Origin of the sequence: Streptomyces bugieae (assembly GCF_036352915.1) — a bacterium.
Taxonomy (GTDB): domain Bacteria; phylum Actinomycetota; class Actinomycetes; order Streptomycetales; family Streptomycetaceae; genus Streptomyces; species Streptomyces endophytica.
In genome coordinates, this window is record NZ_JAZBJP010000015.1 from 98,675 (window position 1) to 112,399 (window position 13,725).

A 13,725-nucleotide genomic window follows, 5' to 3' on the forward strand; every position below is an offset into this window, starting at 1 on the left:
ACCCCTGACCGCAGAGGCGAGTGCCGGGAGGAGCCATGGGCGTGGGGAGGCTGCTGCGTGACTGGCCCGTTTACCGGCAGCTGACCGGCGGCGATCCGCTGGGCCGCGGACGCGCCGCGATGTCCGCGCGCACCGAAGCGCTCCGGCCGCGGACGGAGACCGCCGACCGGGTGGTGAAGTCGGTCTGCCCGTACTGCGCGGTCGGCTGCGGACAGCAGGTGTACGTCAAGGACGACCGGGTGGTGCAGATCGAGGGCGACCCCGATTCGCCGGTCAGCCGGGGCCGGCTGTGCCCCAAGGGCTCGGCGACGCTCCAGCTGACGACCGGGCCGTCCCGGCGCCACCAGGTCCTCTACCGCCGGCCGTACGGGACCGACTGGCAGCCGCTCGACCTGGACACGGCCATGGACATGATCGCCGACCGGGTGATCGAGACCCGCCGGGAGACCTGGCAGTGGGAGGCGGACGGCAAGCGGGTGGCCCGCACGCTCGGCATCGCCAGCCTGGGTGGCGCGACCCTCGACAACGAGGAGAACTACCTGATCAAGAAGCTGCTGACCGGTCTGGGCGTGGTCCAGGTGGAGAACCAGGCCCGGGTCTGCCACAGCTCGACGGTCGCGGGCCTGGGCACCTCGTTCGGGCGCGGCGGGGCGACCACCTTCATGCAGGACCTGCAGCACGCGGACTGCATCGTCATCGAAGGCTCGAACTTCGCCGAGGCGCACCCGGTGGGCTTCCAGTGGGTGATGGAGGCCAAGGCCCGGGGCGCCCGGATCATCCACGTCGATCCGCGCTTCACCCGGACCAGCGCGCTGTGCGACCTGCACGTGCCGATCCGGGCCGGCACCGACCTCGCCTTCCTGGGCGGGCTGATCCACCACGTGCTGTCCGAGGGGAAGGACTTCCGCGAGTACGTCCTCGCCTACACCAACGCCGCCACCCTGATCAGCGAGGACTTCCGGGACACCGAGGACCTCGACGGGGTGTTCTCCGGCCTGGACGAGGAGGGGCGCCGCTACGACCCGGCGAGCTGGCAGTACGAGGGCACCGACGTCCAGGCCCCGGCCGGCGACGTCGAGCAGCTGCACGACCGCCGGCTCGAAGACCTCCGCGGCGCCGCCCACCACGCCCCCGGCCACGCCGAGACGCACGGCTCGGGCGGACCGCAGGCCGCCGCCGAGGCGCCGCGGGACCCGACCCTGACCCACCCCCGGTGCGTCTACCAGATCCTCAAGCGGCACTACGCCCGCTACACCCCCGAGCTGGTCGAGCGGACCTGCGGGATCCCGCGCGCGACGTTCCGGCAGGTGTGCGACGCACTGACCGCGAACTCCGGGCGCGAGCGGACCAGCGCCTTCGTCTACGCGGTCGGCTGGACCCAGCACACGACCGGCTCCCAGTACATCCGGGCCGCGAGCGTCCTGCAGCTGCTGCTGGGCAACATCGGCCGCCCCGGCGGCGGCATCCAGGCGCTCCGCGGCCACGCCTCCATCCAGGGCTCCAGCGACATCCCCACGCTCTTCAACCTGCTGCCCGGCTACCTGCCGATGCCCCATGCGCACGCCCACGAGGACCTGGACACCTTCGTCGCGGCGAGCCGCACCGACAAGGGCTTCTGGGCCGACATGCGGGCGTACTTCGTCAGCCTGCTCAAGGCGTACTACGGCGATGCCGCGACGCCGGAGAACGACTTCTGCTTCGACCACCTGCCGCGGCTCACCGGCTCGCACAGCACCTACGACACCGTCCTGGCGCAGCTGGACGGCGTCTGCAAGGGCTACTTCCTGATGGGCGAGAACCCCGCCGTGGGCTCCGCCAACACCCGGCTGCAGCGGCTGGGCATGGCCCACCTCGACTGGCTGGTGGTCCGCGACTTCTCGCTCATCGAGTCGGCGACCTGGTGGAAGGACGGGCCCGAGATCGAGAGCGGCGAGCTCGCCACGGAGGACATCGGGACCGAGGTGTTCTTCCTGCCGGCCGCCTCGCACACCGAGAAGTCCGGGTCGTTCACCAACACCAACCGCTGGCTGCAATGGCACCACGCCGCCGTCGAGCCGACGGGCGAAGCCCGCAGCGACCTGTGGTTCATGTACCACCTGGGCCGGCGCATCAAGGCGAAGCTGGCGGCGTCCACCGACCCGAGGGACCGCATGGTGCGGGACCTGACCTGGGACTACCCGGTCGAGGGCGAGCACCGCGAGCCGGTCGCCGCCGCCGTCCTCGCCGAGATCAACGGGCACGGCCCGGACGGCGCCCCGCTGCGTGCCTACACCGAGCTGACGGACGACGGCTCGACCCGCTGCGGCTGCTGGATCTACTGCGGGGTCTACGCGGACGGCGTCAACCAGGCGGCCCGCCGCACCCCGCACACCGAGCAGGACTGGGTCGCCGCCGAGTGGGCGTGGGCCTGGCCGGCCAACCGCCGGATCCTCTACAACCGGGCGTCGGCCGCCCCGGACGGCACGCCGTGGAGCGCCCGCAAGGCGTACGTGTGGTGGGACGCCGAAGCGGGCCGCTGGACCGGCCGGGACGTGCCGGACTTCGTCCCCGACCGGGCGCCGGATCACGTACCGCCGCCCGGGGCGCGGGGGCCCGACGCGCTGCGCGGCGACGACCCGTTCATCATGCAGGCGGACGGCAAGGGCTGGCTGTTCGCCCCGTCCGGGCTGCTCGACGGGCCGCTGCCGACCCACTACGAGCCGCAGGACTCGCCGTTCGGCAACGCCCTGTACCCCGACCGGCCGCGCTCCCCCACGCAGGCGCGGTACGTCCGCGAGGGCAACCGCTACCACCCCAGCGGCGACGAGCCGGGCGCCGAGGTCTTCCCGTACGTGCTGACCACCCACCGGCTGACCGAGCACTTCACGGCGGGCGGGATGAGCCGCTGGTCGTCCCATCTCGCCGAGCTGCAGCCGGAGTTGTTCTGCGAGGTGTCCCCGCGGCTGGCCGCCGAGCGCGGTCTGACGCACAACGGCTGGGCGACGATCGTCACGGCCCGGAACGCCATCGAGGCGCGGGTGGCGGTCACCGACCGGATCAGGACGCTGACCGTGCACGGCCGCGAGGTGCACCAGATCGGGCTGCCGTTCCACTGGGGCCCCAACGGGGTGGTCACCGGTGACGCGGCCAACGAGCTGATGGCGATCGTGCTGGACCCCAACTCGCACATCCAGGAGGACAAGGCGCTCACCGCCGACATCCGCCCGGGCCGCCGGCCGCGCGGCCCCGCCCTCCCCCGCCTGGTGGCGGAGTACCGGCGGCGTGCGGGGATCACCGAGCACACCGGAGAGGACCGACGGCCATGACCGACAGCCTGCTCAGCGGCCCCGAGCCGGACCCGGCCGGCGACGCCGGGCACGCCGGTGCCCCGCCCCGGGTGGGGTTCTTCACCGACACCTCCGTCTGCATCGGCTGCAAGGCGTGCGAGGTGGCGTGCAAGGAGTGGAACGCCCTCCCCGAGGACGGGCTGACGCTCACCGGCATGTCCTACGACAACACCGTCGGGCTCGGGGCCTCCACCTGGCGGCACGTGGCCTTCATCGAGCAGTCGGCGCCGCAACCGCCGGTGCCCGCGCCCGAGGGCCGTACGGTGCTGCCGCTCGCCGAGGACGCGGACCAGTCGGCCGGCGGCGACCTGCGCTGGCTGATGTCCTCCGACGTCTGCAAGCACTGCACCCACGCCGCCTGCCTCGACGTCTGCCCGACCGGCTCGCTGTTCCGCACCGAGTTCGGGACCGTGGTGGTGCAGGAGGACATCTGCAACGGCTGCGGCTACTGCGTCCCGGCCTGCCCCTACGGGGTGATCGAGCAACGCCCCTCCGACGGCCGGGCGTTCAAGTGCACGCTCTGCTACGACCGGCTCGGCGCCGGGCAGGAACCCGCCTGCGCGAAGGCCTGCCCGACCGAGTCGATCCGGTTCGGCCCGCTCGACGAGCTGCGCGAGCGCGCGGCACTGCGGGTGGACCAGCTGCACGCGGCCGGGGTGTCCCAGGCCCGCCTCTACGGCCACGACCCGGCGGACGGGGTCGGCGGCGACGGGGCGTTCTTCCTGCTGCTGGACGAGCCGGAGGTCTACGGACTGCCGCCGGACCCGCAGGTCACCACCCGGGACCTGCCCGCGATGTGGCGGCACGCCGGCGCGGCGGCACTGTCGCTGGCGGGCGGTTTCGCGCTGTCCTTCGCGCTGCCCGCCGTGCTGCGAGGGAGGGGGCGGCGATGACCGGCCCCGACCGGCCGGGCGACCGGCGCACACGGCGGTCCCGCAAGGGCGAGGAACTCATGGTCCCGCGCGCCGAGTTCGCCTCCTACTACGGCCGTCCGGTCATCAAGGCGCCCTCCTGGTCGGCCCGGGACATCGCCGGGTACTTCTTCCTCGGCGGCCTGGCCGGCGCCGGTTCGGTGCTCGCCGCGGGCGCCCAGCTGACCGGCCGGACCACGCTGGCGACCGGGATGAAGGTCTCGTCGCTGGCGGCCGTCTCGCTGTCCGCCGCGGCGCTCGTCCACGACCTCGGCCGGCCCGCCCGGTTCGGCAACATGCTGCGCGTCATCAAGCCGACCTCGCCGATGAGCGTCGGTTCCTGGCTGCTCAGCGGCTACGGTCCGGCGGCCGGGGCGGCGGCGGTGTGCGCGGTCAGCGGGCGGCTGCCGCGGGCCGGCGCCGCCGCCACCGCGGCCGCCGCGGCGCTGGGGCCGGCCGTGGCCACGTACACCGCCGTGCTCGCGGCGGACACCGCGGTGCCGGCCTGGCACGGCGCGCACCGCGAACTGCCCTATCTCTTCGCGGCCTCCGCGACCGCCGCGGCGTCCGGCACGGCACTGGTGCTGGCACCGCCCCGCGAGACCGCGCCGGTGCGCTGCGCCGCCGTCCTCGCGGCCGCTGCCGACGCGGCGGCGATGCGGGCGGCGAAACGGCGGCTGGGGATGGTGGCGGAGACCTACCGGGCGGGCCGGGCCGGCCGGCTGCTGCGCGGGGCGGAGCTGCTGCTCGGTGCCGGCGCGGTGACCGCGGCGCTCGGCGCCCGCCGTTCCCGGGCGGCGGCCGTCACCGCCGGGCTGGCGCTGCTCGCCGGGTCGGCGTGCACCCGGTTCGGCGTCTTCGCCGCCGGGATCGCCTCCGCGCAGGACCCGGCGTACACCGTCGTCCCCCAGCGCGCCGCGATGAACCCGTCCGGCGGACCGGGACCGGGCCCGGCCACCGACCGCCCGGACGGCCGCACCGAACAGCAAGCATCAGACTGACCGTCCTCGACCGCAGGAGTCCACGTGACACGACGTCGCCCTCGGATCGTGATCGTCGGAGCCGGTTTCGCCGGCTACGAATGTGCCCGCACGCTCTCCCGAACGGCCAAGGGAGCCGCCGAGATCGTGCTGCTCAACCCCCATGACTACTTCCTCTACGTACCGCTGCTGCCGGAGGTGGCGGCGGGCATCCTGGAGCCGCGCCGGATCTCGGTGTCGCTGACCGGGACCCTGCCGGGCGTCCGGCTCGTCCTCGGGCAGGCCCACGACGTGGACCTGGACGCCCGCCGGGTGGCGTACACCGACCCGGAGGACCGCGAGGGCACGCTGGACTACGACCGGCTGGTGCTGACCGTCGGCAGCGTCAACAAGCTGCTGCCCGTCCCCGGTGTCGCCGAACACGCCCACGGCTTCCGCGGGATGCCGGAGGCGCTCTACCTGCGCGACCACATCACCCGCCAGTGCGAACTGGCCGGGGCGGCCGAGGACCCGCGCGAACGGGCCGCCAGGACCACGTTCGTGGTCGTCGGGGCGGGCTACACCGGCACCGAAGTCGCCGCCCACGGCGTGCTGTTCACCGATGCGCTGGCCCGGCAGAACACCGGACTGCGGGACGGGCCGCGGCCCCGCTGGCTGCTGCTGGACATCGCCGACCGGCTGTTGCCGGAGCTGGACGAGCGGCTCTCCCGCACCGCCGAGCGGGTGCTGCGCGGCCGCGGGGTGGACGTCCGTACCGGCACGTCGGTCAAGGAGGCCACCTCGGACGGGGTGCTGCTGGACGACGGCGAGTTCGTCGACAGCCGCAGCCTGATCTGGTGCGTCGGCGTCCGCCCGGACCCGCTGGTGGACTCGATGGGGCTGCCCACCGACCGGGGGCGGCTGTGCGTCGACGCGTACCTGGGCGTGCCCGGCCATCCGGAGGTGTTCGCCTGCGGTGACGCCGCGGCCGTCCCGGACCTGACCCGGCCGGGCAAGGTGACGCCGATGACCGCCCAGCACGCCCAGCGGCAGGGCAAGGTCGCGGCGCGCAATGTCGCGGCGTCCTGCGGCCACGGCGCCCCGCGCGCGTACGAACACCACGACCTGGGGTTCATGGTCGACCTGGGCGGGGTCCAGGCCGCCGCGAACCCGCTGCACATCCCGCTGTCCGGCCCGTTCGCCAGTGCCGTCACCCGCGGCTACCACCTGATGGCGATGCCCGGGAACCGGGTGCGGGTGGCCGCCGACTGGCTCCTGGACGCGGTGCTGCCCCGGCAGGGCGTCCAGCTCGGCCTGGTGCGGTCCTGGTCGGTGCCGCTGGACACCGAGACACCGGAGGTGGCCCGGGTACCGCGCTAGGCTCTCTTCAAGGCCCTCTCCGCGTAGTCCCGGCGCTTGTTCGGGCAGGTGCCGGGTATCCGCCCGGAATGGAGAAGCTGACCGTGGGAACCACGTATCCGTCCGCGCCCCTCGCCGCTCCGCACGGGACGAGCGGCGCCCTGCTCACGATCGTCGGGGTCCTCGTTGTCGCCGTGCTGCTCGCGGCGTTCGTCCGGGGCCGGCGCATCAGGAAGCGCGAGCCGGGCCCGCCCGACCCCGAGTCACATCCGCGGCTGCCGCACGGCGGGCCGGTGGGCGATGTCATGGAGCGCCGTGAGCCCGAGGAACTCCCCCGGAGCGACCACCGGCGCGGGCCGCACGAGCTGAGGGGCAACGGCATCGGGTCCCGGCGCCGCGAGTAGGCACGCCCCGGCGCCCGGCAGGTGTCGTCGGGGACACGCTGACCGGCCCCGTCGCCGCGCGGGGAAAGGGCCGGGCGGGTGAAATCGCCGGGCCGGCCGGCGGCATGGCGGTCCTCGCCCGTGGTGGCCCGTCGAGTATCCAGGAACATGTCCCTTCGTCATCCCGTGGACCGCGGCGGCAAGGAACGGGGGCGGTTCGCCGAACTGGCCGAAAGGGCCTCGCATTTCACCAGTTCCCCGCTGTTCTTCGCGCTGTGCCTGGTCCTGATCGCCCTGTTCCTCGCCGTTCACCTCGCCCATCTGTCATTGGCGTGGCAGCTGCTGGCGGGGGATTTCATGACCGCGGTGACCCTGCTTCTGCTCGCCCTGCTCAAGAACTCCGAGCTGCGGGCGGAACACGCGATCCAGCGGAAACTCGACGCCCTGGCGGCCGCGCTGCTGGAGTCCCGGGAGGGCCAGGGTGGAAAAGCCGCGGAGGACCTCAGGAAGGCGATCCGCATGGAGGAGGAAACGTGAGCATGGACGTCGAGAAGAGCCCGGTCGCCCCGGCACGGCGCGGCCGGTGAGCGCGGTCCAGGGGCGGCGGGCCGCGACCGGGGGGCCGCTGCCGCTCCCGGCGGCGCGGATCGTCGCTCCCGAGATCGACGGGCCCGAGGACGTGGTGGCCGACGCCGACGGCAACGTCCTGACGGGTGCCGCGGACGGCACGGTCTGGCGGGTGCGGCTGCCGGAGACGGGAGCGGCCGACCAGGCAGCACGGTCGGCCCGGGCGGAGGCCGTGGGGCACACCGGCGGCCGGCCGCTGGGGCTGCATCCGCTTCCCGGTGGTGAGCTGCTCGTCTGCGACGCCTACCGCGGTCTGCTGCACCTCACGCCCCGGGACGGCACGGTCCGGGTGCTGGCCGACGAGGCGGCCGGCGAGCCGCTGCGGTTCTGCAGCAATGTCACCGCGGCGCCGGACGGCACGGTCTACTTCACCGTCTCCAGCCTCCGCTACGGACTGGACGAGTGGCCGGGCGACATCCTGGAGCACCTCGGGACGGGCCGGCTGCTGCGGCTGCGGCCCGGCGGGACGCCCGAAGTGCTGCTGTCGGGGCTGCAGTTCGCCAACGGCGTGGCGCTGGCGCCGGACGGGTCGTTCCTCCTCGTGGCCGAGACCGGGGCCCGCCGGCTGCGCCGCTACTGGCTCACCGGACCACGCGCCGGCCGCCCCGAGACCCTCGCCGCGGACCTGCCCGGTTACCCCGACAACATCTCCCTCGCCGACGACGGCCTCTTCTGGGTGGCCCTCGCCGGCCCGCGCCAGCCGGCCCTGGAGCTGGTGCACACCCTCCCCCACCCGCTGCGGCGGGCGGCCTGGCGGGCGATGCGGCGGGTGCGTCCCATCCCGCCGCCGCATCCGACCGTGCGGGTGCTGGGGATCCGCCCCGACGGCCAGCCGGCGTGGGACCTGCGGGCCGCCAGGTCGCCGTACCGGATGGTCACCGCGGTCTGCCGTACGGGCAGCCGGCTGGTCCTGGCCAGCGTCGCCCAGCGCGGCGTGGCGGTGTGCGCGCTGCCCGGCGCGGAGTCCCTGACCGGGCACTGAGGCGGCCGCTTCGGCCCCGTCGGGGGGCGCGCGAACCCGTCTACCGGACCCGCTCGGTCGTTTCCTCCTCCTCGTCGGGGAGTTTCACATCGCTCACCGCGATGTTGACCTCCACGACTTCGAGGCCGGTCATCCGCTCGACCGCGGCGATGACCTGTTCGCGGACCGCTCGGGCGACGTCCGGGATCACCTCGCCGTATGCGGCGATGATGTCCAGGTCGATGGCGGTCTGCTTCTCGCCGACCTCGACCCTGACCCCGTGCGTGCCGCCCGACCCTCCGCCGGGCACCCGCCTGCGCAGCTCGCCCACGGACCGCGCGAAACCGCTGCCCAGGGCGTACACGCCGTCCACATCACCGGCCGACAGATAGGCGATCTTCGTCACCACGTTGTCGGCGATGGTCGTCCGCCCGAGGGTCCCGGCGTTCCGCGACCCGTGCTCGGTGACCTCGGTCATCCCGCTCACCCCTCGCTCCGTCGCCTGTGCTTCGTGCCGTGTGCTCCGTACGGAGAGGAGCGTCGGCCCTCTCTTCACGCTAGAGCCCGGCAGATGAGGTCGCCTCTCCTCCTTTGCCGACCCGGCAACCGGAATTGTCGGCCGCTCCCCTGCGACGGACGCACCGGCGGCCGCGTCCCACGGGACGCGGCCGCCGGGATGCGCTCCGGGGTCAGGCGGCCCCGTTGGTCCGGCGGCGGCGCAGCACCAGGACGGTGCCGGTCGCGCCGGCCGCCACCACCGCGGCGCCGATCGCGGCCGGCAGCACGGGGAAGGCGGAGTCGGTGGCCGCGGCGGTGTCCTCCACGGCCGGGCCCGGGTCGATGGCGGTCGCGATCGGGGCGACGTGCCGGATCGGGCCGACGGACCTGACCGAGCCGTCCTTGTTGAGCAGCACCTGCTTCTTGTTGGGGTGCCGGAAGTCGAACATGCCCTGCAGGGAGCCGGCCCGGGTGTCGAAGGCGGCGTCGCCGATCCGGCCGGTGTGCCAGTTGTCCTCGATGAACTTGATGATCGAGGTCTGCTCGGTGCGGGTGTGGTCGATCTTGTTGACCTTGCTGTACGGCGAGACCACCAGGAGCGGCTGCCGGGTGCCGGGGCCGCAGCGGTCCGCGTAGCCGCCGGCGGCCGCGGGGCCCGCCTGGCAGGCCGGGCTGTCGGTGGGCTTGCCGTTGGAGCCGGTCGAGGTGTCCTTCGAGCCGTTGCGCGGCTTCGCGTAGGCGTGGTCGTACCAGCCGTCGGAGTCGTCGTAGGCGATGACGACCGCGGTGTCCTTCCACTGCGGGGACTGCTGGATGCGGTTGATCCGGTCGACGAGGAAGTGCTGTTCGTCGATCGGGTCGGAGTAGGCGGCGTGCGCGTCCTGGTATTCGGGGGCCTTGACGAAGCTGACCGCCGGCAGCTTGCCCGCCTTCAGCGCGGCGTCGAAGTCGGTCAGGTCGTAGTTGTGGTTGGCCGGTCCGGCGTGGCCGATCTCGTCGACGCTCTTGGGCGGCAGGTGGTGCGGGTTCGCGGTGGACCGGTAGTACTGGAACGGCGCGTGGTGCGGGCTGTAGTCGACGACCGGCGCGCCCCCGACGTTGGCGTGGGTGGTGCCGCCGCACTTCGCGTAGTGGCCGTCCGCGCCGTCCCACGCGGTGCTGGGCCGGAAGCCGCCCTGGAACCAGCCCCAGCTGACGTGCCGCGCGTTGAGCAGGTCGCCGATGTTGCGGCCCTGCATCGCGGCGACCGCGTTCTTGCCGGTGTGGTCCTTGTTGGAGCAGTCGTCGTAGGCCGGGTCGGGGTCGCTGATGATCGTGCCGACGCCGCGGGCGTCCGGCGAGTGCACGGCGTGCGGGTCGGGCTTGTCGGTCTGCCGCGGGTGCTCCGTGCCGGAGGCCGGGTCCATGGAGACGACGCCGTGCGTCTGCCCGGAGACCAGGTTGAGGGCGCCGGGGGTCGAGGGGCCGTAAGTGGAGCTGAAGGAGCGGTCGTTGAGGGCGTAGTGCTGGGCGTAGTTCCACAGCCCGGTGACGGTGTTGCCGTCGTAGTAGTCCATCACCAGTCCGGGCTCGCCGAAGAGACCGCCGGAGCACTTGCCCGAGTCGGTGTTCTGGACGAACTGGTCGGCCTTGCCGCCGTTGTAGGCGTACTGCTCGGGCCCGTAGTCGTGGTTCTGGTCGCAGGTCATGGCCTGCTGCGGGGTGAGCCGCTTGGGCGCGTACTGGTTGGGGTTGTGCTCGAGCAGACCGGCGGTGCGCAGGTTGTCGATGTCCCGGGGGGTGTGCGGGGACGGGGTGAAGCGGGTGCCGTCGGTGTTCGCGGCCTTGGGGTACGTCGCGAAGTAGTGGTCGAACGAGATGTTCTCGTCGAAGAGCACGACCACGTGCTTGATGGGGGTGGAGGTACGGGAGGGGGTGGGCTGGTGCCCGGCGGCCCAGGTCGGCGCCGTGGTACCCAGGACGGTGAGGGCCGCGGCGCCCGCGAGGGCCCCCAGGCTCCTTATCGCCGGTCGTCTTCCCCTGCTTGCCATGCTCGTTCACCCTCCGGACGGGGACGTGGTCGTGCTGTACGCCCGGATGCTCGGCCGGGCGGGCAGCGGCTCGGCAGAGTCATGATGACGGGCGGGTGAACACTGCGTCAGGTAAGCCGGGCCAAAGCTTGACCGGGTGTTGACCCTTTCGGCGGCCGGTCAGGTGAGCAGGGCCCGGCCGTACCAGTCCGAGGTGTCGCGTACGCCCGGCAGTGCGTAGAAGTAGCCGCCGCCGAACGGGGTCAGGTAGTCCGTCAGCGGTTCGCCGGCGAGCCGGTGCTGCACGGCCTCGAACTGGGCGGCCAGGTCGCGCTGGTAGCAGCAGAACAGCAGGCCCATGTCCAGGTTTCCGTTGCGGTCCACGCCCTGGTCGTAGTTGTACGAGCGGCGCAGGATCCGCTGGCCGTCGGTGGCCGGGGTGCGCGGGTTGGCCAGCCGGATGTGGCTGTCCAGGGGGATGACGTCGCCCTTGGGGTCGCCGGCGTAGTGCGGGGTGTCGTGTTCGTGGTCGCCGTCCAGGGGCGCCCCGGTCTCGCGGTTGCGGCCGAACATCCGCTCCTGTTCGGTCAGCGACACCCGGTCCCAGAACTCCACCAGCATGCGGATCAGCCGCACCACCTGGTAGCTGCCGCCGACCGCCCAGGCCGGTTCGCCGGAGTCCCGGCCGGCCCAGACCAGCCGGTCCATCTCCCGGGCGGACCCGGCGTCCGGATTGGCCGTGCCGTCCTTGAAGCCCATGAGGTTGCGGGGCGTGCCGGAGGGGCGGGGCGGGCTGCTGAAGCCGTCCATCCGCCAGCGCACCTGCATGCCGCCCCGGGTCTGCCGGGCGAGGTCCCGCAGGGCGTGCAACACGGTGTCGGTGTCGTCGGCGCACAGTTGGAGGCTCAGATCGCCGTGGCACCACTCGGGGCGGAGGTCGTCGTCGGGGAAGGAGGGCATGGCCGTGAGGCGGCGCGGCGCCTGGCCGTGCAGTCCGAAGCGGTCGTCGAAAAGGGAGGCGCCCACGCCGACGGTCACCGTCAGCGCGCCGGCGGCCAACCGCGGTCCGAGGATGCCGGAGTCGATGGGCGGGCCGGTGATGCCGGGATCCGCCGGTGTGCCGCCGCCGGTCAGGGCACGGGCCCGGGCGGTGAGGGTGCGCAGCAGCTCGGCGAGCTCGCGGCGGTCACCGGCCGTGACGTCGAACGCGGTGAAGGCCGTGACCCGGCGGGGCGCGGTGAGCACCGAGGTCTGGTGCGGCCCGTGGAAGGGCACCGGCGGTGCGGCCGCGGTCCCGAGCGCGGGGCCGGGCACCGGTACCGTGCCGCCGGTCCCCGGCGAGCCCTGCGCGGGCGCCGCACCGCCGGCCGCCAGTCCGGCCCCGGCGAGGGCCGCGCCCCGCAGGAATCCCCGTCTGCCGACTCCGTTCACGCCACTCATCCGCTCACACCGTTCTGCGCGCGTCGCACAGCGTCGCCACCGACGCCAGCCGTTCCACCAGGTCTCCCAGCACCGCGTCGGCACGCTCCCGCTGCCGGCGGTCGAGGCGGTCCAGCGGCGTCCAGCGCCCGTCCCGCCGGAAACCGTCGAGCAGGTCCTGCGCCCGGTCCAACTTCCGTTCCAGTGCGGGCAGTTCGGGGTACCGGGTGACGAGCAGGGGGCGCAGCCGGGCGAGCACGGCACGGGTGCCGTCGAGGTTGGCGCGGGCGGTGGCGAGGTTGCTGCCGCTGCCGTAGTCGGTCCGCCCGGTGAGCTCGAACTGGAGGGTGTTCTCCAGGATCTCGTGGGCCCGCAGGCCGAGGTCCGCCGGTTCCATCCGGGCCTCGGCCCAGTCGTCCCGCAGCGCCTTGACGGCGGCGGCGAGTGCGGTGGCCGGTCCGCGCAGGGAGGCGGTGGTCCGCCCGTGCCACAGCCCGTACTCGATCCGGTGGAAGCCGGTGAAGGCCGGGTCCCGGACGCCGTCCGGCAGGCCGGCGGTGGTGCCGTTGATCTTTCCGTCCGCGTCGCCGAACGCCCCGTAGGCCGCGCCCAGCCGTTCGTAGGCGAGGTGCGCGGACAGCCAGGCGTCCTCCGCCGCGGCGCGGTCGCCGTCCGCCAGGGCGTCCCGCAGGCGTCCGGTCTCACCGACGAGGCCGTCCAGGCCCCGGCCGACCCACTTCTGGTAGGCGAGCGCCGGGGGGATCAGGTCGTGCTCGGTGACCGGGGCCGCCGCCGGGCCGGCCGGGCCGCCACCGGTGACCCGTGCCGTCGGTCCGGTGACCGCGTGCGTGTCGTCCGGAAGGCACATGAAGGCGTACGCGCCCCGGCCCAGCCGGATCCGCAACTGGCGTGTGGTGCCGGGCCCGATGCCCTCCACCTCGCCGTAGACGGAGCCGTCGGCGGGGTTCTTGAGGTAGACCTCGGCCGCGGTGTCGGAGGTGTTGTGCAGATCGAAGACCTGGAGTCCGGGGTGCGGGTGCTGCCATCCGCGGCCGCACCTGCTGGGCGACACCTCGATGCCGGTGTGCGGCAGCCCGTCCGGCGCGGCCCGCCCCGCCTCCGCGTCGTCCGCCCCACCGGTCAGCAACAGCCCGGCCAGCAGCCCCCCGGCCACGAGCACACCACCGACCGCGCCGGTCCGAGTGGTGGAACGCATGCTGCTCCTGGCCTTGTCCTGGTCGTGGTCCCGGTCCCGTCCGGGCGAACCCGACGC

Annotated in this window: 11 protein-coding genes; 7 read left to right on the forward strand and 4 right to left on the reverse strand. The window is 73.7% G+C overall.

Features of this window, described 5'->3' with window-relative positions:
- The first annotated feature begins 35 nt into the window (after positions 1 to 35).
- The 7 genes from fdh to V2J85_RS22830 all read left to right on the forward strand — a co-directional run bounded on the left by fdh (position 36) and on the right by V2J85_RS22830 (position 8,547).
- Positions 36 to 3,305 (forward strand): formate dehydrogenase, encoded by a 3,270-nt coding sequence (gene fdh, locus V2J85_RS22800; RefSeq protein WP_330822590.1) that lies wholly within the window; start codon positions 36 to 38, stop codon positions 3,303 to 3,305.
- On the forward strand, positions 3,302 to 4,219 hold the full coding sequence (locus V2J85_RS22805) for a 4Fe-4S dicluster domain-containing protein (protein WP_330822591.1): 918 nt from the start codon (positions 3,302 to 3,304) through the stop codon (positions 4,217 to 4,219). The genes fdh and V2J85_RS22805 overlap by 4 nt, the downstream gene beginning before the upstream one ends.
- On the forward strand, positions 4,216 to 5,238 hold the full coding sequence (nrfD, locus tag V2J85_RS22810) for an NrfD/PsrC family molybdoenzyme membrane anchor subunit (RefSeq protein ID WP_261954454.1): 1,023 nt from the start codon (positions 4,216 to 4,218) through the stop codon (positions 5,236 to 5,238). Before V2J85_RS22805 ends, nrfD begins: the two co-directional genes overlap by 4 nt.
- 48 nt (positions 5,239 to 5,286) lie before the next feature.
- Positions 5,287 to 6,576 (forward strand): NAD(P)/FAD-dependent oxidoreductase, encoded by a 1,290-nt coding sequence (locus tag V2J85_RS22815; protein ID WP_261957316.1) that lies wholly within the window; start codon positions 5,287 to 5,289, stop codon positions 6,574 to 6,576.
- 68 nt (positions 6,577 to 6,644) lie between these two features.
- Positions 6,645 to 6,959, forward strand: a complete 315-nt coding sequence (locus tag V2J85_RS22820; RefSeq protein WP_261954455.1) for a DUF6479 family protein — start codon at positions 6,645 to 6,647, stop codon at positions 6,957 to 6,959.
- A 147-nt stretch (positions 6,960 to 7,106) separates the two neighbouring features.
- Positions 7,107 to 7,475, forward strand: a complete 369-nt coding sequence (locus V2J85_RS22825) for a low affinity iron permease family protein (RefSeq protein ID WP_330822592.1) — start codon at positions 7,107 to 7,109, stop codon at positions 7,473 to 7,475.
- Between the two features lie 46 nt (positions 7,476 to 7,521).
- Positions 7,522 to 8,547 carry an SMP-30/gluconolactonase/LRE family protein gene (locus V2J85_RS22830; RefSeq protein WP_419836823.1) on the forward strand — a complete coding sequence of 342 codons (1,026 nt, stop codon included), beginning with the start codon at positions 7,522 to 7,524 and terminating at the stop codon, positions 8,545 to 8,547.
- A 40-nt stretch (positions 8,548 to 8,587) separates the two neighbouring features.
- Here V2J85_RS22830 and V2J85_RS22835 read toward each other — a convergent pair whose 3' ends face one another.
- From V2J85_RS22835 to V2J85_RS22850, 4 genes are all read right to left on the reverse strand, one after another.
- Complete coding sequence (locus tag V2J85_RS22835) at positions 8,588 to 9,004, reverse strand: Asp23/Gls24 family envelope stress response protein (protein ID WP_261957318.1); 417 nt, start codon at positions 9,002 to 9,004, stop codon at positions 8,588 to 8,590.
- A gap of 211 nt (positions 9,005 to 9,215) precedes the next feature.
- Positions 9,216 to 11,054, reverse strand: a complete 1,839-nt coding sequence (locus V2J85_RS22840; RefSeq protein ID WP_330822593.1) for a phospholipase C — start codon at positions 11,052 to 11,054, stop codon at positions 9,216 to 9,218.
- A 159-nt stretch (positions 11,055 to 11,213) separates the two neighbouring features.
- On the reverse strand, positions 11,214 to 12,473 hold the full coding sequence (gene efeB / locus V2J85_RS22845; RefSeq protein WP_330822595.1) for an iron uptake transporter deferrochelatase/peroxidase subunit: 1,260 nt from the start codon (positions 12,471 to 12,473) through the stop codon (positions 11,214 to 11,216).
- Between the two features lie 4 nt (positions 12,474 to 12,477).
- Positions 12,478 to 13,668 carry an EfeM/EfeO family lipoprotein gene (locus V2J85_RS22850; RefSeq protein ID WP_261954459.1) on the reverse strand — a complete coding sequence of 397 codons (1,191 nt, stop codon included), beginning with the start codon at positions 13,666 to 13,668 and terminating at the stop codon, positions 12,478 to 12,480.
- Between the last annotated feature and the right edge of the window lie 57 nt (positions 13,669 to 13,725).

What these genes read in the sequence shown, in the direction of transcription:
- fdh (WP_330822590.1), top strand. Translation starts at nt 36, where the DNA reads ATGGGCGTGGGGAGGCTGCTGCGTGACTGGCCCGTTTACCGGCAGCTG.
- V2J85_RS22805 (WP_330822591.1), top strand. Translation starts at nt 3,302, where the DNA reads ATGACCGACAGCCTGCTCAGCGGCCCCGAGCCGGACCCGGCCGGCGAC.
- nrfD (WP_261954454.1), top strand. Translation starts at nt 4,216, where the DNA reads ATGACCGGCCCCGACCGGCCGGGCGACCGGCGCACACGGCGGTCCCGC.
- V2J85_RS22820 (WP_261954455.1), top strand. Translation starts at nt 6,645, where the DNA reads ATGGAGAAGCTGACCGTGGGAACCACGTATCCGTCCGCGCCCCTCGCC.
- V2J85_RS22825 (WP_330822592.1), top strand. Translation starts at nt 7,107, where the DNA reads ATGTCCCTTCGTCATCCCGTGGACCGCGGCGGCAAGGAACGGGGGCGG.
- V2J85_RS22835 (WP_261957318.1), bottom strand. Translation starts at nt 9,004, where the DNA reads ATGACCGAGGTCACCGAGCACGGGTCGCGGAACGCCGGGACCCTCGGG.
- V2J85_RS22840 (WP_330822593.1), bottom strand. Translation starts at nt 11,054, where the DNA reads ATGGCAAGCAGGGGAAGACGACCGGCGATAAGGAGCCTGGGGGCCCTC.
- efeB (WP_330822595.1), bottom strand. Translation starts at nt 12,473, where the DNA reads ATGAGTGGCGTGAACGGAGTCGGCAGACGGGGATTCCTGCGGGGCGCG.
- V2J85_RS22850 (WP_261954459.1), bottom strand. Translation starts at nt 13,668, where the DNA reads ATGCGTTCCACCACTCGGACCGGCGCGGTCGGTGGTGTGCTCGTGGCC.